Consider the following 21,300-nt stretch of genomic DNA (forward strand, 5'->3'; position numbering starts at 1 on the left):
GAATGAAATCACTATCGTTCAAACAAATTGTCGCAATCGTCTGGCCATCGGCACGAATAAGCCTTGCACTCGTTTCGATTCTCACCAGCATTCTGCTTTTTTCCGATCTTTTAGGACTGACACCAAACCACCGTCAATATGAAATGGAAACCCGCAAGCGCATAGCGGAGACCTTTGCAATAACAGTGGTCGAACTGATTCAAACCGAAAACCTGACGCTGATTAGACGCCTTCTCGCAAAAACCGTTGAAAAAAATGATACCCTAGAGTCCGCAGGATTTCGCTACGTCGATGGTAGACTTCTGTTTCAGATAAACCAGCACGAATCAGCTTGGGGTGAATATGACAATACAAAGTCCACCTCGACTCACATTCAAATCCCCTTGTACAAAAATGCTCAACTGCTTGGGCGAATAGAGTTAAAATTCAAACCTCTTACAGCAGACGCCGGCATTTTTAGCAACAAAACTTATCGCTGGATTGCCTTCGTCGCCAGTACCTCGCTGTTTTTCTTTTTAGCCTTTATGCTACGCACATTAAGGCAAATTGATCCTTCCGCCGTCATTCCCGACAGAGTAAATGCCGCCTTCGATACACTCGCAGAGGGTGTGGTAATCCTCGATGATCGAGAGCATATAGTTCTAGCAAACAAGGCATTCACTGAATTCATTGGGCGGCCAAGTTACACTCTTATGGGACTAAAACTGTCAGAATTAGGCTGGAAACGAAAAGATACTGAATTTGACAACCAACCTCCCTGGGTCGATGCCTATCGCACAGGCAAACATCGCATTGGCGACAAGCTTGCGATAGATACCGGTCTTGACGCCTCTCGAACAATGTTGATCAATAGCGCACCTATTATGGATGCCAACAACAATCCACAGGGTATGCTGCTAACCTTCGATGACGTCACCGACCTAGAAAAGCAGAAACTAAAGCTGCAAACCATGGTCGACGACCTGGAAATATCTCGTAAAGAAATTCAGCGACAAAATAAAGAGCTTTATTATCTCGCCACCAGAGACCCGCTCACGGGCAGCTTTAACCGCCGCTATTTTTATGAGGAGTTTGAAAAGCGCTACCAATCCGCTAAGGCTAGCCAAAAACCGCTCTGTTGCATCATGGTTGACATTGATCACTTTAAAAATGTGAATGATACCTACGGACACGATATCGGCGATCAAGTGATTAAAATGCTCGCTTTCGCACTAAACAGTGTTACTCGAGACGTAGACCTTGTCGGCCGATACGGCGGAGAAGAATTCTGTGTGATCCTGCCCGACCTGCCGCTGGATGATGTTCTCAGCGTTGCGGAGAGAATTCGCCTGAAAATTTATCGTGACTCCGGTCAGGCTATGCCCAACGGAGAGAAAGTGACGGCGAGCCTGGGCGTCGCCAGCATCGATGACGGCTCGACAACCCACGACGAATTAAACAAACAGGCCGACCAGGCGTTATATGCCGCGAAAAACTCGGGCAGAAACCGAGTTGTTCGCTGGATTCCTGCATTTTCAGAGGCGCGAGCGGAAGACGCTTCCCAGAAAGCAAGCCAGGCCGAGCAGCGCCTCTCTCTCACGGATGGAAATGAGCGTCAGGATGAAATGCTGAATCTGCAACAACAAATTCAGCAACTTGAAAAAGTCGCGTCCTCATTCGCTGACCAGCTTCAGAAAGAAAAACACTTTGATAAAGTTACGGGTCTACCAAACCATAGCCTGTTTTACGACAGGGTGAATGAGGCGATGGAACGCTCGGGGCGCGCAGGCACCAGCACCGCTGTTCTGATTACTGAATTTGCAATCAGCAGCCTGACCAAGGCATTATCTGATCAGAGCAGCTTGGATCAACTCTATTCCGAAGTTGCAAGCCGACTTCAATCCAGCATTCGCAAATCGACCAGCATTTCGGTTTATCCGCTGGAGGCCGAAGAGTTAAAAACCGTTTCTCGTATGTCACAAGACGAGTTTGGTATTCTACTACCCGATTTGCGGGACACGACGTCGATACCCGGTGTTATTGATCGCATAATGCAAAAATTCGCCGAGCCGCTCAACAGTGAGCATCAATCCTTCAAGCTCACTTTTCGAATCGGCATTAGCCTGTATCCAGACGATGCCACCACCCCCGAAGAATTGATATCCCACGCCGCAATTGCAAAAGCCAAGGCTGAAAACGAACCCAATACCGGTACCTACCAATTTTTCGATAAAGTGATGCAGGAAGAAGCGCATCGACAACTTTTGATCGAAAAAGAAATCCATCACTCCGTAAAGCTCAAGCAATGGCAACTCTACTATCAACCTAAGCTTGATCTGAAAACCGATACCGTAACGGGCGTTGAAGGATTAATTCGCTGGAATCACCCAAAGCGAGGACTGCTAGGCCCCATGGAGTTTATTCCTATTGCAGAGGAACGGGGCTTGATCATCGAAATCGGCGAATGGGTACTGCAGGAGGCCTGCGCCCAAATTGCAGCCTGGAACAAAGCGGGCATTCACTTGAAAGTGTCCGTAAATATATCTGCATTGCAGCTAAGGCTGCATAATTTGTCGGACCTTATCCTACAGTCTATCGATAACGCGAACATCAGTCGGGATCAACTTGAGCTGGAATTAACCGAAACCATGCTGATCAACAACTATGATATGGCGATTAAGTCTCTTACAAGGCTACATGCAAATGGCGTGAGAATCTTAATGGATGATTTCGGCACAGGATACTCTTCCCTGACGTATTTGAAGAAGCTTCCTGTCGATACCATCAAAATCGATCGCTCCTTTGTGCAGAATATCGTCACCAATAACGATGACCGCAGCATCGTCAAAACAGTGATCAATATGGCCCAATCTCTGAATTTGACCGTCGTCGCCGAAGGGGTCGAAGAAAAAGAACAGTTAGCTCTACTAAGAGCATTTGACTGCGATGAGATTCAGGGCTTTTTTCTTGCACGCCCTATGTCGGCAGAAAACCTTGAACGTTGGTTACAGGAACAAAAAACGTCAAACCAACAAAAATGAAAGGTAAATCAGCCCAAATGGAGATATACTGAATATGCACCGACTGGCGCCTGACTCTTTCCGACATCGTTTTGACTTCCAGAATTGTGAAATCAAAAGACTCTTTTTCGAAAAGATATGGAGCGGGATATCGGGTTCGAACCGACGACCTGTACCTTGGCAAGGTACCGCTCTACCAACTGAGCTAATCCCGCAATGGCGTCCCCTAGGGGAGTCGAACCCCTGTTACCGCCGTGAAAGGGCGGTGTCCTAGGCCTCTAGACGAAGGGGACCTTGGAGCTTTGAAGGCTACTGCCTCCAGAAGAGATGCGTATTCTAAGGACCGACCCCTGCTCTGTCAACAACTCTTCTGAAATTTTTTTATTTTTTTTAAACAACAACTTACGACGCTGGTCATTTCTGCGGCACCCCAACAGAAGCATACCCAGGGCGCATTGCATAGTGCAGCTATACTTAGGTTAAAGGACGCCTTAGATACAACTCGGAATTGTCAATTTCTATTCAGGGCGACCTTTACTACGCGATCACTTTGAGCCTTAGGAAATAGGAAGCGGTACAGGCGCCATGTCTTACACCTTGCTAATCATTGTCATTACATTGCTCCTCTTCGTTCTCGTCGGCTACGCCTATGTAACCCAGACGATGGAAACGAAACGCCAAAAAAAACAGCGGCTGATTATGGCATTGCATCAGCGTAGCAAGGAGTTCAAGTCTCTGATTGGGGGCTTTCCAGCAGGATTCCTATCCAAAGATATAAGCCTACTGGTCTATCGGTGCTTAATTGATGTAACAGAGCAACTGTCCCGCATAGAGCCCAATACCTCGATGCACGTGGAAGAGCTGGCACTGTTTACCCAGAAAATTGATGAAGTCAAACGTCAGCCACGGGATGTACATCCCCCAACCTTAGACAGCGTACAACAAGTTAAAGAAGTCAAAGGGCTGCTTCAGGGTTTGAATGTGTTTCTGCATCACCAAAAAAAGAAGGGTGCGATTTCGCCCGGCGAAATGCAAAACTACGAAGCTCAGATTAAGCAGATGGTTACGCGTATATCCGTAGATGGCTATCTTATTAATGCAGAACAAGCGGATACCAGTGGTAAACCCCGCCTTGCCCTGCACTACTACAGCCTAGGAAAAAAGCTTCTGGAACGTGAACAAAGTCAAAACAGCGATCCCGTCAAACTCAAGCAAGTGGACGACTTGATTGAAGCTCTGGAAACCCGACTCAATGGGTTGGATCCGGAATATGACGTCGACAAGCAAAATCAAGCTGCGAAAGAGGCAACCGCGAAAGAATGGGAAAATTTCAGCCCGGAAGAAGAATCAGAATGGATGAAAAAAAACGTCTACGATTGATGCAGCTCTATGCGTTTTAAATAGGTCCTTCTGACAAAGTGGTATAAGAAACAATTCGACTCAGTGCCGACAAGCTCATGCCGGTGTCACCGACCCAGTGATTAAAAGCCGCCTGCACATGGTGTAAATCCCGCTTCGACGTCGGCAATTTATCAATCACCCCCTGAGATCTAAGTACAGAAACCACATCTTCGGTCAGCAGGAAGGTGTCTTTTCCCACCATACGCAGGAATCTCGGCCCCGACATTCCGCCCAGCTGAGCTGCCTCCTTTTTCATCAGCAACCAGAGATCGACGATGCGTTCCCCTGGCCAACCCGCAAGAAACGTCCCGAAACTACCATGTTGGACACTGATGTCACGAATCCATAAAGCGTTTTTACGAACGGCTTTAATCTTGCCGAAATGACGGATGATACGCGTATCTTTCGCCAGCCCCTCCAAGACCTCATCAGACATCATCGCAACCTGCAGGGGATCAAAGCCGAGAAACACCTCTGTAAAGGCCGGCCACCGATCGTCTACCATCTTGTGCTTGAGTCCCGCTCGAAATATACGGCGGCTCATTTCCGACAGATAATAGGCATCGTCAGAAGCCATCAATTGAGCGTTACTTGCCACCGGAGGTAACTGGCTCATCACAGCCTTGCGCCCTCCTTTTTGAATCTCGGCCGCGGCCAGGATTCGGGAAAAACTCGGAAACGTCACTGACATTTAATCGTCTGCGTTCAATTTTATCGACGCAGAATTGATGCAGTATCTTAGTCCTGTTGGCTGGGGGCCATCTTCAAACACATGCCCAAGATGGCACCCACAATTTCGACAGTGCACTTCCGTGCGAACCATACCTAAACTGGTATCTCGCTCTTCTTCTACGACATGTTCATCCACCGGCTGAAAGAAACTTGGCCAACCGCAACCGGCATCAAATTTTGTTCCGGATTCAAACAATGTCGTACCACAACAGCGACACCGATACTCTCCAACGGTCGTCGTATCCCAGTATTCACCGGTAAAAGCCCTCTCTGTCCCCTTCTCTCGACAGATACGAAATTCTTCCGGCGTTAAACGCTCGCGCCAGTACTCTTCATTAAATTCTTGCGGAACAACCTTTTCTGTTCCGTCACTTTTTCCGTCTACCCCAGACATGATAACTCCTAAAATATCGTGAATTTGGGCTTGATCCAGACAACCTGGACTCCTATATTACGCCGCTTCCCAGTCCCTGCCCATGGTAAACACAATGCGTCCCGTCGATAAATCGGAGAAGTTATACGGCATTTGCTACGACATCCGCGGTCCTGTTCTAGAGCAAGCACAACACCTCGAAGAAGAAGGACACCGCATCATCAAGCTGAATATCGGCAATCCTGCACCCTTCGGTTTTGACGCCCCCGATGAAATCATCCTCGACGTAATCGCCAACCTACGCAATGCCCAGGGATATTGCGATTCCCGCGGTTTATTTGCTGCTCGTAAAGCTATTATGCAGGAATGCCAGCAGCTCAATATCCCCAACGTCGACATTGACGACATCTATCTTGGTAACGGCGTCAGCGAGCTCATCATGATCGCCATGCAAGCCCTATTGAATAACGGCGACGAAGTTCTGATTCCAGCACCGGATTACCCGCTGTGGACCGCAGCCGTGAATCTGGCTGGCGGCACCCCAGTACACTATCGCTGCGACGAGCAAGCTGACTGGTTTCCTGATACGCAGCAGATTCGCAGCAAGATTACCGAAAAAACCCGGGGCATTGTTCTTATCAATCCAAACAATCCCACCGGCGCAGTCTACAGCCGCGACCTTCTCAATGAGATTGTTGCTCTGGCGAGAGAACATGGGCTCATCATTTTTGCCGACGAGATCTACAGCAAGATTCTGTACGATGACGCCGAATATATTCCCATGGGGAGCTTGGCGACAGAAGACGTACTCTGTGTGACGTTTAATGGCTTGTCGAAAGCCTACAGACTCGCTGGTTTTCGTTCAGGCTGGATGATTCTATCGGGCGCCAAACATCTCGCAAAAGGCTACATTGAAGGCATCAACATGCTCTCAAGTATGCGTCTATGTGCCAATGTGCCGTCGATGTTTGCCATCCAAACGGCTCTCGGCGGCTATCAAAGCATTCGCGAATTGATTTTGCCCGGAGGTCGCCTACGGGAACAGCGCGATCTCGCCTGGTCAAAACTGAAAGATATTCCGGGAATCAGCTGTGTAAAGCCTAAAGGTGCACTCTACGCCTTTCCGAAAATCGATCTCGATATTCATAAAATCAAGAACGATGAGCAGATGGTTCTCGACTTTCTCACCCAGAAAAAAATTCTGCTGGTACAGGGCACCGCGTTCAACTGGCCGGAGCCAGACCATTTTCGTATTGTGCTACTGCCTCGTTCAGATGATCTCGACGTTGCCATTACGGCATTTGCGGACTTTATACAGCGATATCGCCAGTAACAATGTCTTAAATGCCGTTATTAGAACCGCTTCTCTCGCAACAAGATCCAATGCGAAAGGTTCATCTGAATCGTGAGCATGGTAATATTGCGTTTTTTTTAAATCAGGGAAGAAAATTTGGCCTCGCTGACCGCAATCCTGTCAGCAATCGCCTGAAACACATCCGATCTGGACGGCTTGGCACCAACGCATGCAGGACGCGGATGCCGCCCCTAATAAAAGACACTCTTCCCACGGAAAGGTAGAAAACTTTGAGCGATCTCAATATTGATGATTTTTATCGTGATGCCGCGCTGATTTTGACCCGGCTATATCGAAAGTTTCCACGCAAATCGATGATCTTGATTGAAGAACTGATTGGGCCTGACACACCAGATGACTTTGGCTTACACAGTGACCGTCACCAGGCGTGCTTTGGAGCCGCCGTATGGCTCGCAGAGAGCGGATATATCAGCTACGAAGACACCATTCGCCAGGAAGGTTTAGACCAGGTTGTTTTATCCCATAAAGGTTTCACTTTGCTTTCCTCGAAAACACAAGCGGTCAATGAAAGCTACTGGGAAGGCCAGGAGCTGCTGCAATCACTTTTGGAAGACCAGCAGACCAACATCCATCAAATGCGGGTGGCCTTGGAGTCTGGGTCCTCACGAGATCTGAAACGCATTATGCAAGCCCTTATGAACCAATCTGCCGAACACGTCTAGCCTTCCTCGAACGCGCCCTCCACAGGCAGGCCCTAGAGCCTGCCAGAACACCCGCCCAAAAAACGCAAGCTCCCGAAACAACCGGATTTGCGCGCCACATTCATTAATGGTAGCGTCTTATCACGGACCAAAAAGAACTAACATAAAGTAACACTGTGATAGGGAAGCCTGTGAAATGCACTATGAAAAACCATTGTCACCACTGAAACCTGCGGACCAATCCGGACTGTCAGATGGCTATAGCATAAATTTCTATGGTGCCGCACTGCTCCACGAGGACGGCACAGAAACACCGATTACTGAGGCTATGGTCTCTGCAGCGCTTGACGCTCTGCACACAGAACACACTGGCGACCAACACAGCATGGACCGGTAGGCCCGCCCCATAGATAGCGCTTCCAGGTCAGTTCGCAGGCAGGGCAAACCCCATAATTGCCGCCTGCTTTGCCAGCGTCTCACGGGAAGCCGCAGACATCTTTTCCGGCAACTTAACAAGGCGATAGCCACTGCATTCTCGACGGCGAGGATAGTGCTTACGCAAAGCATCGAAGTGGGTTTTCATATCGTCACCACGCGCAAGACTTCGCAATTTCTGATCATCGATGGCTGGATCATAAGCCATTAACAAAGCTTCGTTCAGAGCCAGATGCGGGTCGTCAACGCTCATAAGAAGCTCCTTTTCAACTCCGGGAAGATATTGCTCCACCAACTTAGAATAGGGTGAACCCGAAGCCAAAAACGCCGACAGAGCTTCAGCGATCATCAAGGTTCCCCTGAGGCGGCCATCATAGCTATAGCCAGCGATATGAGGCGACCCCAACCGCACAAGATCCAGCAAAGGCCTCAGAATATCCGGCTCATGCTCCCAAACATCGAGCACGACATCCACATTCGCCCCACGATTCAAAAAGTCAATCAGTGAAGCGTTATCTATGACTCCCCCGCGCCCAGCGTTAATAAGAAGAGCACCTGAACGCAGTTGACGCAGGCGTTTTGCGTTCAAAAGATGAAAGGACGGGTGTGGACCAGATTGAGTTAGCGGTGCATGAATACACACAATATCACAGTCGAGAACGTCATCGAGTGTGGTTAAATCTGCCACGTCAACCACAGACTTAAAGGGATCGAAAACGCGACAGTCCACCCTCAGAGCTCGGAGGCTGCGGTAGAGTGAGCCACCAACATTGCCACAACCAATAATGCCAAAAGTCTGCTGCTGCCAGCTCGGCCGCACACCTGCCACGACAGAAAACACATAATCAACCACGCTCGTGGCATTGCAACCCGGAGCATTGCTCCAGGCAACTCCCGAGTCATTGAGGTAATCCGTATCCAGGTGGTCCGTACCAATGGTACAGGTGCCCACAAAGCGCACGGAAGACCCGTCCAACAACGACCGATTCACTTGGGTCACGGAGCGAGTAATGAGAATGTCCGCCGAAACTAACTGTTCTGGGTGAAGATCTCTTCCGGGCAGAGGGATAACCTCGCCAAAATGGCCAAAGACTTCCCTGCCCATGGGTATATTTTCATCAATGACAAGACGAAGTGACATAACGCGCTACTCCAATAGCCCATCCAAGGGCAAGCGTCCAAGACCCATTTCCTCACTCAGGGCTACCAATTCCTGAAGGTTCACGTGATTGGGACTCCAGAGAAGGTCGTCCGGATGCTGAATTAAGGGGGTATCCGTTTTCAGTGCCGCAAGCTGTTTTGCAACCTGCACTTGTGATTGATGATCCGCCAGACGCTCCGCCAATCCCCTCGCCCCACGGATCCCACTGGAGGGCAGTTCGGGCAGCCCCTGAAAAATCTGATCGCAGGATTTGTAGAGCTGCAGTAATTTAACGGCCGTTTTTGGTCCGATACCGGGCACTCCCGGAATACAGTCGACGGTGTCGCCCACCAATGCCAAATAATCAACAAATTGCTCCGGCTCGACGCCAAACTGCTCAACCCAATGATTTCGATCTCGACATATCCAAACGGGTTGGGCTTCTCCTGGCGGACGCCGACAATCCAACAAGCAGTCCTGGGGCCTTCTCAATAGCTGACCGAGATCTTTGTCGGTTGTTGCCAGCGCCACCGCCAAAGCCTCTGGTCGCGAAGTCACCGTACCAAAAAGAGATCCCAGGAGATCATCCGCCTCCAGGGTATCACTAGCAAAAGTTCGTATTCCAAAGCAGCGTACAAACGCCACACAAGCCCTCAACTGCTGGATCAAATCCTCATCAGGAAGCGCTCGATTCGATTTGTAGTCGGCATAAATTTCATTGCGAAAACAGGTGCCCAGACTTTCGTCAAAACAGACAGCGACGCGATCTGGTGCCATCTCCTTCAACAGCGTGAGAAAAAACCGGCTGAACCCCCACAGTGCTGCTGTAGAGAAGCCCTGGGCACTCACTTTTCGCTCAGGAGGAATGGCGAAATAACTTCGAAAGAAAAATGCGGATGCGTCCACCAAACAGGTTTTCAGTGGCCATCCAGGCGAGGCGGCGATCACAGAGGCTGCAGAAGGCATTGGAATATCTCGTCAGTCGACCGCTGAGAATAGGCTTTCAGAGCGTCAACAAAGCTGGCTCCTCGCATGGGCATTCCACCCTGAAAGTAAGTGAGGGACTGGCTATGGACAGCCTTGGCAAAACTCTCTGAAGCGCCAACCTGACCTTCGAGATTATCGACGCTGATTCTGAATGGCAGCCCAACTGCCGCACAAAAAACACGTTCGAGCCCCTGAGGCTTGATTTCGACCTGCTCAAACGCACGCTGCTGCTCAGCAGAACGTCCATCCGGACAATACCAATAACCGTAGTCTTCCAAGGTACGGCGAGCATCACCAGCAATGCACCAATGGGCAACCTCATGAAGCGCGCTGGCCGCAAAGTCTTCGCGATAGACAACACGGTGAAACGAATCCCCGCTGTCGGCGGGCACATAAATAGGCTCGTCACCACCACCGACCAACCGTGTCTCATGTGAGGCCGCAAAACACTCGGCAAACAGCCTTTCCAGAACGGCAGACATAGCAGAGCTGCCGAGGGCTGACGATTCCAAGATATTAACTCCTTCGGACCATCGCCTGGGGCTCGGTCGGATGCAGTCTTTTAACGGCCGGCTCAGTCGGCTCTGCATCCAAACAGGCTGTGCGAGACAAGAACTGATAGTATTCGTCACTCAACCAAGAGCGCCCCGCCAACAGATGTTCGAGATACCAGCGAGCCGGTAAGAGCCCCTCTGTTATCATGGCTCGATTGGCCACATAGACCCAGGCGGGGATCATCCCTTGCTCAGTATCGACCAGGAACACGTCACGGGAGTATCGCAAGGGCGCGCCTTCAAACGGATCCATTTTGAAAATTTGTCGGTTATCCGTCAGCTCATAAAGGACGCCTTCTACCCGATCTCCGCGGGAGTAAACAACATTGGCATAAGAACGATGAGGGGCATCTGACGCTCTTTTATTAAACTTTAGTGCCAAATTAGAGATTTTCCCCGACATTGATGACTTATAGCCCAGCCCTCTTTTAGTCATTCGGGCTGAATTCATATTGGAGCCGTAAGCGAAATAAAAGCAGGTCATGGTGAAATGTGGGTAATTTGAAAATGGTGCAGTAAATATTTCGTCAAAGTATTGTGCTTTTGAACAACAGCATATACCTTAAGTATTGAAGATGTATAAACGTACATCCACGCACGGCGCAGAAGGTTGTTCACCGGCCTGATACAGTGCTTGGTAGGGCGGTCTGTTAGCCTCAGAAAATCACTCGGAGGTGGTATTATGAAGACCTCAACTGGCGATCACACGTTGAATAACGTGGTCGACTTCTTCACCGGTCAACCTTACTCGGAGCTTCAAAACAAGCGCATCATCCGCCTCTCACCTGAACTCGACGGCCTCGAAATGCTGTATTCCAACGAGGCAAGCCCAGACAAACTCTTCAGCTTGAAGATTCTATGCTGGGGACTCAGAGCCAATGGCGAAGTTGTCGGCCTGGTTCCATGGCTCGACGACATTATCGCAGCCCCCGAAATCAGAGACCCGCTGAACGGCAAATGGGAAGGATATTACGACCCAGGTATCGACGAGATTTTCTACGACGGCCCGATTCATAAAGTCGTGGAGCTTGAAACCGCGGCCGAATACTACGACTTTCAGTGCGATAAGCCCAGCGATATTTTGCAGGAGATCCCCGACACCATTGGTACACACGCGGTACTGTCTACCAATGGCTTTCACACCATCACCCTCACAGAAGTGGTCAGCTGGCGCCTCCATCATGACGGCAGCGTCCAGGGAATGCTGGCAGATCCGAAAAAGATCAGCAGCACACCGGTACTTCCCGGGGACGACTGTCTCTATGCAGCCAAAAGCAAGAAAGCGTTTCGCTACTATTTTCAGCATCAAATTGCCAACAAATTGAAAGCTGAGGACCCGGAAGCTCTCGCTGCGATTTCTACATTAGTCGACAAAAAATAACGTTTTGTCAGTATCTACTACAAGCGCAGCCCACTTGGGGCTGCGCTTGTCTCGTTACCCACTCGATGCCCGCAACCAAAGTTACCGATCACAAAGACGGAAAAATGACGACCTACTTTTTTTGCACAAAGTAAAGGAAAGAACCGTCAATAGTCGCGACATCAAGTAATTTATGCCCTAAATATTGACAAAATTTAGGAATATCCCTTTCCGTCGCCGGGTCTGTCGCCACAATTTTAATCACCTCTCCCGACTCAGCAGCACGCATCTCCCGATGCAACATCATTACCGGCTCCGGACAGACCAGACCACTGGTATCTAGGGTTCTATCAAATGAAATTTCCATAACATCATCGTTTTTTAGCGACGTTTCGCCGCAAATTTTCATTGCTACACTTAAATTCAACAGCAGCCGCTTAATTTAAGCCCATGGCAGATACCGCCCCCCAACCAACCGACGCCAGAGGCACAAAGGCAAGCCCAGGGCGATCAATGTGCGGCGCTGTAAGACGAATTTGCGAGCTAGCCAGCTGGGCATGAGAACCCGGTGTAAGTGAAACAGGGGACTTCCCGATGGAGTTGATGACAAATTTCGAAACGCGACCCGATGTCTTTAGCCGTCGAGCTTTGGAAATGACTGTCGAGCTGCTCCAACAGCATCACGAAGGGCTCGCCTCAGACATTCAAAATCAACTGCTCATTAACAGTTACTCGCTGGAACATTCGTTTCTCTACAACCCTCAGGATCCCGGTGCGCACCAGGAACACTATCAAGTGACGCTCTCCGCCCAGACGATCGGCAAAGTGGTTGATGCCCTGACAAAGCTGGGCGAAAAGTATATCTCGCAGGCCGCTCAGAATAATGCACAACTCTGCCAAATCAAAAAATTGATTCAGGAATGGGTCAGCTTGGCAGAATGGCTGATCATACAGGCAGACCCACCAACCCAATCACTCCATTGACTCAATACCCTGCGAGCCTTGCTGTATCGACATCTGCTGTGTAACGAACTGCCCTACTCGCTTCGCCGCCAGTTCGATCAATCCCTGCTGCGAGTGACCACTGCGCTTACGCGGCTGAAAATCGTGATTGCCATCTGGCAGCCAAAATATGTCTACACCTTCAGGCAGTTCATAAGAGGCAACTTCGGCAGGCGTTCCAAAAGGATCTCTCTCTCCCTGCACGATCAACAATGGCGCACGTAAGTCTGGTAAATGCTCAGTTCGCAACTTCTCCGGCTTGCCCTGGGGATGAAAGGGATAACCAAGGGCGACAACCCCAGCGACGGGACGCTCGCAGGCAACCAAAGTCGCCATACGTCCGCCCATGGATTTTCCACCAATAAAGACCTTGCCCGCAGCCCCCTGCTGATCGATAACGGCATGCCATGCCTCGCGCAAAACCGCTTGGCGATCGGGAGGTCGACGCCGCCCTTCCGCTTCCATCTTCGTCATGTAAGGAAAATTGAACCGTAACACGCCGATACCGACGTCCGCTAGAGCGTCTGCCATACTGTTCATAAAGGGCGATGACATCCCTGCTCCAGCGCCATGAGCAAGAAGCAGTAATGGCGCCGATGGCCCGGTCTGTATTTGGTTTTCCGTAATCATTAAGACGACGACTGCCAGCGACGAAGCTCTTCAGCGGTCAACACGTTACACGTTTGCGTTTCAGAATCGAAAACAATAACCGCTTGTCCAGACGACAACATACGCCTGACCTGTGTCACTTTCGTGCCCTGAGAAACTTCTTGCAGGCCATAATCCGTACCTTCCCTTGCGATGAAGGACTCAATCAACCCCGCCAGAGCCTCTTCCGAGAGCTTGGCGGGAGGAATGATGATCGGATCGGTCATGGGTTATGGAAAACAACCATTATGGCTTTACGAACTTTAAGGTCATACGATCGCTTTCACCGATTTCGGCGTACTTCTCACGATCTTCATCGCCAAGCGCATAGGTTGGCGGGAGAGTCCACACGCCTTTTGGATGATCGGCATGATCCAACGGGTTGGCATTGATTTGCGCCCGAGCCTCCAGCTGAAAGCCCGCAGCTTCAGCGAGCTTGATGACGTACTCTTCAGTGACATAACCAGATTCAATCATGGTATCCAGATCGGTGCCTGACTTCGCGCGATGTTCAACCACGCCGAGCACACCACCTGGCTTGAGCATGCTGTAAAACTCACTGAAGGCATCTTCCGCGAATCCAGCCTTCATCCAATTGTGGACATTGCGGAAAGTCAGGACGAAATCCGCACTACCTGGCTCAGCGGCAGCGACGCCATCAGGCGGAAAAAACTGTGTGACTTCAACAGGACCAAACAACTCGGGTTCGGCTTCAACGCGCGCCAGAAATGACTCACGACTCTTTTTGAAATAGGACACCGGCGTGTTTTCAGCAAAGTGCGCCGCGATAAATTTGCCATCGTCAGCCAGATAAAAGCCCAGAATTTCGGAATACCATCCACCACCAGGCCAAATTTCAACGACAGTGCTGTCGGGTTTTATACCAAAAAATTCGAGTGTCGGACGCGGGTGGCGATAGTCGTCTCGAGCCACATAATCCGTCGTTCGGTGGGGATTGTTGATCGCCTCCGTCAAATGATCTGGTGGCGTAGGGTCAGCCATTGCCGAGTTGGTGAGGGTTGCCAATATACATAACGATGCGAACTTCCTTGTCAACGAGCGAATCCTGCCTCCATGCAGATTCATATGCCGTTTTTTCATCAATCTAGATTCTCTCATGAGAAATTTGTGTGTAGCGTAAATCGACCTGTAGTATAAATTGCCATTTAACAGACACTATACTGAATCAATGCTGAAAGGTTTGATTCTTGCAGGAATACTGTGGAAACTAGGTCTTTTGACGGATATCTCGATCTTGTAATCCGTAAATTGTGAAACAGTCGAATAACCAGCGACAGGGCTATTGTAGCCAAAGGTAATTTTTTATGAATCGTTTTCTTGTGCTCAGCATCCTCAGCGATGACCGCCCAGGTGTTGTGGAAGCACTGGCAAAAGTCGTTCACACGCACCATGGAAACTGGCTGGAAAGTAAAATGAGCCACCTCGCCGGCAAATTTGCTGGCATACTGCACCTATCGGTTGCCGAGTCCTCTTACGAATCTCTGTGCCACGCTCTGACGGAACTTCAACAGCGCAAAGGCATTCAGATGGTCATCGCCGAAAGCTCTGAGCGGGCAACTCGCTGGCCGGAAGCCCCGACCAATCTGCACTTTAATCTGATGGGGAATGACCGACCCGGTATCGTGCAGGAAGTCTCTCAGGCATTTGTGAATCACGGCATCAACCTACAGGAGTTGCACACCGGCTGTACCAGTATGCCGTGGTCTGGCACGCCGATGTTTACCGCCCACGGTCTGCTGCAAGTACCTTCCAGCCTCGACCTCCAAAGCCTGGAGGAGCAACTCGACCGAATTGCTGACAACCTGGGTGTCGATATTGAGATCAGAGAGCCAGCCGACTCAGTTACCGGTTGATATCGCGACCGAAAACAGAGCCGCCTGCTCTATCATTGCAACATCGGAGAACCGACTGCGTCGGTTCTCTTTTATTATCCCCGACATAACTGTTCAATGTCGCTTTTTCAGCGACATAGCCCGAGATAGTTTATACTCTGCCGCCCTTCGCATTCGCAGTAAGCTGGCAAGAGGTGAAACCCACGGCCAATGACAGACCCGCTTTTTCACATTGTACTTTACCAACCGGAAATTCCGCCAAATACCGGCAATATCATTCGGTTAGCAGCCAATACCGGTTGCCAATTACACTTGATTGAGCCCGTAGCCTTTGCCTTGGATGACAAACGCTTACGGCGTGCAGGCCTGGATTACGGTGAATGGCAAACTATGCAGGTGCACTCAAGCTGGGAATCATTCCTAGAGCAGCACTGCACCTCCAGAGTATTTGCCATCAGTACAAAGGGCAGCCAGCATTTCCACACCGCCAATTTCCAACAAGGTGATGTCTTGCTGTTCGGGCCGGAAACCCGTGGGCTACCGAACGAGATTCTGTCTCAACAGACCAGTGACCGTATTCTTCGCATTCCCATGCAAGCGAACAGTCGAAGCATGAATTTGTCTAACGCCGCATCTGTCCTCGTCTATGAGGCTTGGCGACAGTTGGATTTTTGCGGCGCTCGATAACGACACACCGATTAATTTCTAGACATCAACACAATGAGTAACAAAGCACCTATCGGTCTCTTCTACGGATCTACAACCTGCTATACCCAGATGGCCGCAGAAAAAATTCAGACTGTTCTGGGAGATGCGCTTGTCGATCTCTACGATATCGCCGAAGAAGCGCCGGCGACGATGATGGACTACTCACTATTGATTTTGGGGATTCCCACCTGGGACTACGGCGAGTTGCAGGAAGACTGGGAAGAGATCTGGGATGAGCTGGATGAGCTGGAATGGCATGGGCGTAAGGTTGCCATTTATGGACTCGGTGATCAGGTTGGTTACCCGGAATGGTTTCAGGATGCGCTCGGTTACCTGCATCACAAGGTTAAACAACAAGGTGCAGAGTTAGTCGGATATTGGCCAAGCGCGGGTTACGAGTTCGAATCCTCAAAAGCCCTCAGCGACGACGCCTCGCAATTTGTTGGCCTGCCTCTCGATGAAGAAAGCCAATTCGATCAAACCGAGCAAAGGGTTGCGGGTTGGTGCGCGCAGATTTTAACGGAATTTGGCCTTGCAGACGCCTGAACGGCACCGCAATCAATGACTGACTCTCACATCCCTCGAGCAGAGATTCACTGGACAGAAATCGGTGAGCCCTTGTCCAGCCGCTTTGGCGATGTCTATTTTTCCCGAGACAACGGACTCAACGAAACCCGTTACGTCTTTCTCGAACAAAACCAACTGAAAGAACGCTTTCAACTACTCAAACCCGGCGCCACCTTCGTCATCGGGGAAACCGGCTTTGGTAGCGGCCTGAACTTTCTCGCTTGCTGGCACTTGTGGCGAGAAACCGCCCCGCCAAATGCACGACTGCAATTTATCTCGGTTGAGAAATTTCCTCTCTCCCGAGACGACCTACAGCGGGTATACCAACTCTGGCCGGACTTGACCGCTCAAACCGAAGAACTGCTCAGCAGCTACCCTTGGGTGCCTGCGAGCGGCTTTCACCACTGCCTTCTCGACAAAGGCCGCGTTGAACTGACACTGATTGTTGGAGACATCAACGACGCATTGCCGCGTCTATTGATCAGCGAACACCCTAGGTTTCACCGCCCTCGCCGCGCCATAGACGCCTGGTTTCTGGACGGTTTCGCGCCAGCGAAAAACCCGGACATGTGGAGCCCCTCGCTCTATGACAGGCTGGCCAAACTCAGCCACGTGGGGACGACACTGGCAACATTTACCGCGGCAGGCGATGTGCGCCGAGGCCTACAGTCTGCTGGCTTTGATGTCACCAAAGTAGCCGGCTATGGTCGGAAACGCCATATGCTTAGGGCTGTTCTGGTTACGCCTTGGCAACAACCCCCTGAGACCGATTTTCCTTCACAGCGCTTCAACTCGCCTCACCCCCAGCCCTGGGATATTTCCGAAAAGCCCTTTAACCAGTCATCAGGACAAGGACAGAACTCCCAGAGAGTGGCCATTTTAGGTGGTGGCCTGGCGGGCTGCCTCACTGCCGCGGCACTGGCCCGCAGAGGCATTGATGTAACCGTATTCGAGCGTAGTCAGGGTCTCGCAGCGGCGGCATCCGGCAATCCTCAGGGCATCGTTTACGCCAAACTGTCTCATCGACCTGAGCCTCTGACGGAGTTCAATCTTCACGCTTTACAGTTCAGCCAGCGCTACTATCGCTCTTTTTGGGAAGCTGGCTTAGGAGATCAATGTGGCGTTTTGCAGTTAGCTGTCAATGAGAATGAAACCGCTGCACAAGAGCGCCTCAACCAGCGCTTTAGCGGCTACTCATTACTGCAGTTGCTGTCAGCTCAGGAAGCGTCAGAAATTTCCGGATTGACGCTTTCTGCAGGCGGATTGTTTTACCCCCACGCTGGCTGGCTTTCTCCTCCGGAACTCTGCAATCAACTGTGTCAGCACAGTACCATTTCCGTAAAAACCCTTACTCCAATCTCTGGCATTCAGCTGACAGACAATCACGAATGGCGGGTCTCAACCCCCGAGAAAAAGCATGAGCTCTTTACCGACCTGGTCATTTGTACCGCCACGGATACTCACCTTTTTGAGCAGACATGCGACCTGCCGTTAAAAGCCATTCGAGGACAGATCAGTTACCTCGAAGCCAATCGGAATTCCACCAATCTACGCACAGTTCTCTGCGGTGACGGCTATATCGCCCCGGCCTACCGCGGGCAACACTGTCTCGGAGCTACCTATAAGTTCAATACGACGAACACCCAAACGAGCCAAGCAGAACACCTTGAGAATCTCAACACCGTGACCAGAACACTGTCACCCAGCGCGTCGGACTTAGTGGCGGCGCTCCGAGAAGACCGAATTACAGGTGGTCGTGCAGCATTGCGTTGTGTCTCGCCCGATTATCTTCCTCTGGTTGGCCCCGCGCCCAGGCTTGCAGGCTACCTGGACGCCTACGCGCCTCTCCGTAAAAATGCTCGTGCCGCAATAGCCACCCCCGGCCCCTGCCATCCAAATCTCTACGTCAATGTCGGCCACGGCTCTCGCGGACTGACCTACGCGCCCCTGTGTGCAGAGATCGTCGCCAGCCAACTTTTAGGTGAACCCTCCCCTGTTGGTAATGACGTTGAACGCGCCCTGCATCCAGCCCGCTTTTGGATTCGCCGACTGATTCGCAACCAACTGTAAGTCGCTTTTCTCCACCCCGATTAAAATTTAATAAATGTTGTTACTCCTTGGGATGGAAATTGCGGGAAAAGCCAGCAGGCTGGTCTACACTTAGGACAAACAACGAACAGATGGAGAGCAGAATGCTTCTAGGAGCCGTGCCTCGAACAACCGACTTCCCCGGTGGCGTCGATACCATCCACAACTATTATGAAAGTCTGGTCCTTGATGAAATTCTGCGAACCAACGAACGCAGCCAAAAAGATCAGGATTTTCTCGCAGACACCGCCTGTGTGGCACTCAATCATCTACCTCCACGTTACATTCGACACAACGTCGATATGACATTCTTTATGTCGTCCCAGGAATTAAGCGAAGTCTACAAAAAAGTCGAAAAGGCGGTAAAAGAAGCCATCGCCTATGTGACAGAGCGCGAAGCCGCTCGTGCGGCGATGCGTGAACAGGAAACCAGCGACGCAGACGCCGAGTAAACGCAACGCAGAAACAGTTGAAAAGACAGAGAGAACGGGGCACAGTCTCGGCAGCTCCGCTCTTTGCTTTTGAACGACTATGTCTCTACGATTTTCCCTTGCACACCTGTTTTACGGGCTGTCATTAATTATTCGATGCGCGCTATTTCTGATTATCTTCAATAGTCATGCAGTATTTGCAGGCCCTAATCAGACGCCAGCCACATTAACCTACAAGATTCTCCAGACAAAAGCCCATCCAGGTACTCGCTTTACTCAAGGGTTGCAAGTTTACGGCGACCAGCTTCTGGAAAGTAGCGGCCTCTACGGCGAATCTTACGTTGTTCGCTACGACAAAGTGTCAGGCCAGGAATCCCAGACATTACCACTGCCAGATCGCTATTTTGCTGAAGGCATCGCTCTGTTGAACGGCAGTCTGTATTGCTTAACCTGGCAAGCGGGAAATCTTCTGGTTCTCGACCCAGATACGTTATCGCTAAAAGAAGTTCAACGCTATCGGGGTGAAGGCTGGGGACTGACGCAGTGGCAACACTCACTGGCGATGAGTAACGGCAGCGACCGTATTAGCTTTCGCGACCCCAATCACTTTGCCGTGGAAAGACAAATTCGCGTGAAGAATGCGGGCAAACCTGTCGAGAAGCTTAACGACTTGACGAGTGACGGCCAGTCAATTTACGCCAATGTTTGGCAGACCAGTGACATCCTGCAAATTGACCCACAATCTGGAGACGTCACCGGCATATTGGATCTTTCAGATCTGACGAATGACCAATGGCCTGGTGATCGGGAAAATGTTCTCAACGGCGTCGCCTGGGATAACGCTCACCAGGGCCTCTGGGTCACCGGAAAGCGCTGGAACAAACGCTACCTTATCAAAGTGGAGACGCCCCAAGACTAAACGGTCGAACCTTGACCCGATTTCGCCCTCCGGACTTGGCGTCGTACATCGCATCGTCTGCGCACTTAAGGAGGTTGCGTCCCTGTTGAGGTAAGTCCTTACGGCGGCCATCGGGCGTCCAACAGCACACACCGATGGAGACGGTCGGCCGAACCTGTTGATCATCTACCGTTGTCAGCGATATCAGCGATACAGCCTGGCGGATTCGCTCAGCAATGCGTCGTGCTTCCAGTTCGTCACAGAGCGGCAGCAGCACAACAAACTCCTCCCCACCGTAGCGAGCCAGCAGATCGGTCTTTCGCAGCAAATGTTCAGTGGTTCGAGCCACCTGCTGTAAACAGCGATCACCCACGCCGTGACCAAATCGATCGTTGATCGACTTAAAGTGATCGAGATCCAAAAACAAGCAAGTAAGAGGCTCTGCCCGGCGATTGCTCCGCTCCAATTCTTTAGCAAACTCAAGATCAAAATGGCGACGATTGCTCACCTGAGTGAGAACATCTACCCGACTCTGCGTTTTTAAGGATTCATGGGCCAACCCATTTTCAAGGCAAATGGCAAGAATATTCGCTAAGCGCTGTAAAAAATCTGTCGCCTTGTCCGGTGTAAAACGCTCGCGATCCCGGCTGGCGAAGTGCAAGCTGCCGATTAGCCGGCCATGACGCAATAGAGGGACCAGAGCAAAAGAGCCAGCATCTCGAAAATGAGCAAAGAGATCTGCCGTCAACTGGGTGTTGTGATTGTGCAGCAGAATCCGAGGCTTATTGCCATAGAGAAACAAGCCAAACTCGTCCGAGGCCTTCAAACGCAACTCTTCATCCAGAAAGGTAGATTCATTTTTGCTCAGAAGGCCATTTAAAGACCCATTGCGATCGACCAAAAACAGACTCACGTCATCGAGCTGAAAGTGCTCTTTGGCACCCACAATTAAAATATCCAGCAGCGGTTCGAACCCCTGGGCATTTAATAGTCGGAGTTCATAATTGGCAAAATGCCGATCCAGGCGCTCATTCTCCTGTACTCGAGAGATGAGTCCTTCTATGGATTGCGGTGTGTATTTACTGTCCATCGCCAAAGTAGCAACAG

General features: G+C 50.6%; 24 protein-coding genes and 2 tRNA genes. 13 read left to right on the forward strand and 13 right to left on the reverse strand.

Annotated features, from left to right (window positions below):
* Positions 1-2 precede the first annotated feature (2 nt).
* Entirely contained in the window at positions 3-3,020 is a 3,018-nt protein-coding gene (locus ACXAFR_RS12230) for a bifunctional diguanylate cyclase/phosphodiesterase (protein WP_475177233.1), read from the forward strand.
* Between the two features lie 118 nt (positions 3,021-3,138).
* On the opposite strand, the gene ACXAFR_RS12235 is transcribed toward ACXAFR_RS12230, so the two are convergent.
* Positions 3,139-3,214 (reverse strand) — tRNA-Gly (locus ACXAFR_RS12235).
* 2 nt (positions 3,215-3,216) lie between these two features.
* Positions 3,217-3,292: transfer RNA gene (locus tag ACXAFR_RS12240), tRNA-Glu, on the reverse strand.
* Between the two features lie 292 nt (positions 3,293-3,584).
* Here ACXAFR_RS12240 and ACXAFR_RS12245 point away from each other — a divergent pair.
* On the forward strand, positions 3,585-4,379 hold the full coding sequence (locus ACXAFR_RS12245) for a hypothetical protein (RefSeq protein WP_475177236.1): 795 nt from the start codon (positions 3,585-3,587) through the stop codon (positions 4,377-4,379).
* A 16-nt stretch (positions 4,380-4,395) separates the two neighbouring features.
* Here the strand turns inward: ACXAFR_RS12245 and ACXAFR_RS12250 are convergent, their stop codons facing one another.
* Entirely contained in the window at positions 4,396-5,091 is a 696-nt protein-coding gene (locus ACXAFR_RS12250) for a DNA-3-methyladenine glycosylase I (protein WP_475177237.1), read from the reverse strand.
* Positions 5,092-5,526 (reverse strand): peptide-methionine (R)-S-oxide reductase MsrB, encoded by a 435-nt coding sequence (gene msrB / locus ACXAFR_RS12255; protein WP_475177239.1) that lies wholly within the window; start codon positions 5,524-5,526, stop codon positions 5,092-5,094.
* 94 nt (positions 5,527-5,620) lie between these two features.
* Here msrB and ACXAFR_RS12260 point away from each other — a divergent pair, with 94 nt between their 5' ends.
* From ACXAFR_RS12260 to ACXAFR_RS12270, 3 genes are all read left to right on the forward strand, one after another.
* Complete coding sequence (locus ACXAFR_RS12260) at positions 5,621-6,838, forward strand: pyridoxal phosphate-dependent aminotransferase (protein ID WP_475177240.1); 1,218 nt, start codon at positions 5,621-5,623, stop codon at positions 6,836-6,838.
* A gap of 251 nt (positions 6,839-7,089) precedes the next feature.
* Positions 7,090-7,542, forward strand: a complete 453-nt coding sequence (locus ACXAFR_RS12265) for a hypothetical protein (RefSeq protein WP_475177243.1) — start codon at positions 7,090-7,092, stop codon at positions 7,540-7,542.
* 175 nt (positions 7,543-7,717) lie between these two features.
* Positions 7,718-7,918: a hypothetical protein gene (locus ACXAFR_RS12270; protein ID WP_475177244.1), complete on the forward strand. Its 201-nt coding sequence runs from the start codon at positions 7,718-7,720 to the stop codon at positions 7,916-7,918.
* Positions 7,919-7,945: 27 nt separating this feature from the next.
* Here ACXAFR_RS12270 and ACXAFR_RS12275 read toward each other — a convergent pair whose 3' ends face one another.
* The 4 genes from ACXAFR_RS12275 to ACXAFR_RS12290 are packed head-to-tail and all read right to left on the reverse strand — an operon-like array spanning position 7,946 to position 11,122.
* On the reverse strand, positions 7,946-9,097 hold the full coding sequence (locus ACXAFR_RS12275; protein WP_475177245.1) for a 4-phosphoerythronate dehydrogenase: 1,152 nt from the start codon (positions 9,095-9,097) through the stop codon (positions 7,946-7,948).
* A gap of 6 nt (positions 9,098-9,103) precedes the next feature.
* The gene (locus ACXAFR_RS12280; RefSeq protein ID WP_475177248.1) at positions 9,104-10,063 is read right to left on the reverse strand and encodes a 5'-3' exonuclease; all 960 of its coding nucleotides are present in this window, start codon (positions 10,061-10,063) and stop codon (positions 9,104-9,106) included.
* Positions 10,042-10,596: an elongation factor P hydroxylase gene (locus ACXAFR_RS12285; RefSeq protein ID WP_475177250.1), complete on the reverse strand. Its 555-nt coding sequence runs from the start codon at positions 10,594-10,596 to the stop codon at positions 10,042-10,044. Before ACXAFR_RS12285 ends, ACXAFR_RS12280 begins: the two co-directional genes overlap by 22 nt.
* A 4-nt stretch (positions 10,597-10,600) precedes the next feature.
* Positions 10,601-11,122: a gamma-glutamylcyclotransferase family protein gene (locus ACXAFR_RS12290; protein WP_475177252.1), complete on the reverse strand. Its 522-nt coding sequence runs from the start codon at positions 11,120-11,122 to the stop codon at positions 10,601-10,603.
* Positions 11,123-11,320: 198 nt separating this feature from the next.
* Between ACXAFR_RS12290 and ACXAFR_RS12295 the strand changes: the two genes are divergently transcribed.
* Complete coding sequence (locus tag ACXAFR_RS12295; RefSeq protein ID WP_475177254.1) at positions 11,321-12,019, forward strand: hypothetical protein; 699 nt, start codon at positions 11,321-11,323, stop codon at positions 12,017-12,019.
* A 112-nt stretch (positions 12,020-12,131) separates the two neighbouring features.
* Here the strand turns inward: ACXAFR_RS12295 and tusA are convergent, their stop codons facing one another.
* The gene (tusA, locus tag ACXAFR_RS12300; RefSeq protein ID WP_475177256.1) at positions 12,132-12,425 is read right to left on the reverse strand and encodes a sulfurtransferase TusA; all 294 of its coding nucleotides are present in this window, start codon (positions 12,423-12,425) and stop codon (positions 12,132-12,134) included.
* Positions 12,426-12,592: 167 nt separating this feature from the next.
* On the opposite strand from tusA, the gene ACXAFR_RS12305 reads away from it, so the two are divergent.
* Positions 12,593-12,982 (forward strand): hypothetical protein, encoded by a 390-nt coding sequence (locus tag ACXAFR_RS12305; RefSeq protein ID WP_475177259.1) that lies wholly within the window; start codon positions 12,593-12,595, stop codon positions 12,980-12,982.
* Here the strand turns inward: ACXAFR_RS12305 and ACXAFR_RS12310 are convergent.
* From ACXAFR_RS12310 to ACXAFR_RS12320, 3 genes are read right to left on the reverse strand one after another with little or no spacing between them, the layout of a single operon-like run.
* Positions 12,971-13,630, reverse strand: a complete 660-nt coding sequence (locus ACXAFR_RS12310; protein WP_475177261.1) for an alpha/beta family hydrolase — start codon at positions 13,628-13,630, stop codon at positions 12,971-12,973. The genes ACXAFR_RS12305 and ACXAFR_RS12310 overlap by 12 nt on opposite strands.
* Entirely contained in the window at positions 13,630-13,875 is a 246-nt protein-coding gene (locus ACXAFR_RS12315) for a YheU family protein (protein WP_475177262.1), read from the reverse strand. The genes ACXAFR_RS12310 and ACXAFR_RS12315 overlap by 1 nt, the downstream gene beginning before the upstream one ends.
* Before the next feature lie 19 nt (positions 13,876-13,894).
* Positions 13,895-14,704 carry a class I SAM-dependent methyltransferase gene (locus ACXAFR_RS12320; RefSeq protein WP_475177265.1) on the reverse strand — a complete coding sequence of 270 codons (810 nt, stop codon included), beginning with the start codon at positions 14,702-14,704 and terminating at the stop codon, positions 13,895-13,897.
* A gap of 269 nt (positions 14,705-14,973) precedes the next feature.
* On the opposite strand from ACXAFR_RS12320, the gene ACXAFR_RS12325 reads away from it, so the two are divergent.
* The 6 genes from ACXAFR_RS12325 (at position 14,974) to ACXAFR_RS12350 (ending at position 20,214) form a co-directional block, all read left to right on the forward strand.
* Positions 14,974-15,522: a glycine cleavage system transcriptional repressor gene (locus ACXAFR_RS12325; RefSeq protein WP_475177266.1), complete on the forward strand. Its 549-nt coding sequence runs from the start codon at positions 14,974-14,976 to the stop codon at positions 15,520-15,522.
* Between the two features lie 189 nt (positions 15,523-15,711).
* A complete protein-coding gene (trmL, locus tag ACXAFR_RS12330) occupies positions 15,712-16,188 on the forward strand; it encodes a tRNA (uridine(34)/cytosine(34)/5-carboxymethylaminomethyluridine(34)-2'-O)-methyltransferase TrmL (protein ID WP_475177267.1) in 477 nt (158 codons plus the stop codon).
* A gap of 33 nt (positions 16,189-16,221) precedes the next feature.
* Positions 16,222-16,755: a flavodoxin FldB gene (gene fldB, locus ACXAFR_RS12335; protein ID WP_475177270.1), complete on the forward strand. Its 534-nt coding sequence runs from the start codon at positions 16,222-16,224 to the stop codon at positions 16,753-16,755.
* A gap of 15 nt (positions 16,756-16,770) precedes the next feature.
* Positions 16,771-18,846, forward strand: coding sequence for a bifunctional tRNA (5-methylaminomethyl-2-thiouridine)(34)-methyltransferase MnmC2/FAD-dependent 5-carboxymethylaminomethyl-2-thiouridine(34) oxidoreductase MnmC1 (mnmC, locus tag ACXAFR_RS12340; protein WP_475177272.1), 2,076 nt, complete (start codon positions 16,771-16,773; stop codon positions 18,844-18,846).
* Between the two features lie 122 nt (positions 18,847-18,968).
* Positions 18,969-19,316 carry a late competence development ComFB family protein gene (locus ACXAFR_RS12345; protein WP_475177274.1) on the forward strand — a complete coding sequence of 116 codons (348 nt, stop codon included), beginning with the start codon at positions 18,969-18,971 and terminating at the stop codon, positions 19,314-19,316.
* A gap of 79 nt (positions 19,317-19,395) precedes the next feature.
* Positions 19,396-20,214, forward strand: coding sequence for a glutaminyl-peptide cyclotransferase (locus tag ACXAFR_RS12350; protein ID WP_475177276.1), 819 nt, complete (start codon positions 19,396-19,398; stop codon positions 20,212-20,214).
* Here the strand turns inward: ACXAFR_RS12350 and ACXAFR_RS12355 are convergent.
* Positions 20,189-21,283, reverse strand: a complete 1,095-nt coding sequence (locus ACXAFR_RS12355) for a GGDEF domain-containing protein (RefSeq protein WP_475177650.1) — start codon at positions 21,281-21,283, stop codon at positions 20,189-20,191. The genes ACXAFR_RS12350 and ACXAFR_RS12355 overlap by 26 nt on opposite strands.
* Positions 21,284-21,300: the final 17 nt, after the last annotated feature.

Source organism: Pseudomaricurvus sp. ABR4_320, assembly GCF_056159445.1.

Bases quoted from the DNA above. Each gene is read 5' to 3' on its own strand.
- ACXAFR_RS12275 (WP_475177245.1), bottom strand. From the start codon at position 9,097: ATGTCACTTCGTCTTGTCATTGATGAAAATATACCCATGGGCAGGGAA.
- ACXAFR_RS12315 (WP_475177262.1), bottom strand. From the start codon at position 13,875: ATGACCGATCCGATCATCATTCCTCCCGCCAAGCTCTCGGAAGAGGCT.
- ACXAFR_RS12290 (WP_475177252.1), bottom strand. From the start codon at position 11,122: ATGACCTGCTTTTATTTCGCTTACGGCTCCAATATGAATTCAGCCCGA.
- ACXAFR_RS12310 (WP_475177261.1), bottom strand. From the start codon at position 13,630: ATGATTACGGAAAACCAAATACAGACCGGGCCATCGGCGCCATTACTG.
- fldB (WP_475177270.1), top strand. From the start codon at position 16,222: ATGAGTAACAAAGCACCTATCGGTCTCTTCTACGGATCTACAACCTGC.
- ACXAFR_RS12295 (WP_475177254.1), top strand. From the start codon at position 11,321: ATGAAGACCTCAACTGGCGATCACACGTTGAATAACGTGGTCGACTTC.
- ACXAFR_RS12305 (WP_475177259.1), top strand. From the start codon at position 12,593: ATGGAGTTGATGACAAATTTCGAAACGCGACCCGATGTCTTTAGCCGT.
- trmL (WP_475177267.1), top strand. From the start codon at position 15,712: ATGACAGACCCGCTTTTTCACATTGTACTTTACCAACCGGAAATTCCG.
- ACXAFR_RS12345 (WP_475177274.1), top strand. From the start codon at position 18,969: ATGCTTCTAGGAGCCGTGCCTCGAACAACCGACTTCCCCGGTGGCGTC.
- ACXAFR_RS12280 (WP_475177248.1), bottom strand. From the start codon at position 10,063: ATGCCTTCTGCAGCCTCTGTGATCGCCGCCTCGCCTGGATGGCCACTG.
- msrB (WP_475177239.1), bottom strand. From the start codon at position 5,526: ATGTCTGGGGTAGACGGAAAAAGTGACGGAACAGAAAAGGTTGTTCCG.
- ACXAFR_RS12260 (WP_475177240.1), top strand. From the start codon at position 5,621: ATGCGTCCCGTCGATAAATCGGAGAAGTTATACGGCATTTGCTACGAC.
- ACXAFR_RS12245 (WP_475177236.1), top strand. From the start codon at position 3,585: ATGTCTTACACCTTGCTAATCATTGTCATTACATTGCTCCTCTTCGTT.
- ACXAFR_RS12230 (WP_475177233.1), top strand. From the start codon at position 3: ATGAAATCACTATCGTTCAAACAAATTGTCGCAATCGTCTGGCCATCG.
- mnmC (WP_475177272.1), top strand. From the start codon at position 16,771: ATGACTGACTCTCACATCCCTCGAGCAGAGATTCACTGGACAGAAATC.
- ACXAFR_RS12270 (WP_475177244.1), top strand. From the start codon at position 7,718: ATGCACTATGAAAAACCATTGTCACCACTGAAACCTGCGGACCAATCC.
- ACXAFR_RS12325 (WP_475177266.1), top strand. From the start codon at position 14,974: ATGAATCGTTTTCTTGTGCTCAGCATCCTCAGCGATGACCGCCCAGGT.
- ACXAFR_RS12355 (WP_475177650.1), bottom strand. From the start codon at position 21,283: ATGGACAGTAAATACACACCGCAATCCATAGAAGGACTCATCTCTCGA.
- ACXAFR_RS12350 (WP_475177276.1), top strand. From the start codon at position 19,396: ATGTCTCTACGATTTTCCCTTGCACACCTGTTTTACGGGCTGTCATTA.
- ACXAFR_RS12250 (WP_475177237.1), bottom strand. From the start codon at position 5,091: ATGTCAGTGACGTTTCCGAGTTTTTCCCGAATCCTGGCCGCGGCCGAG.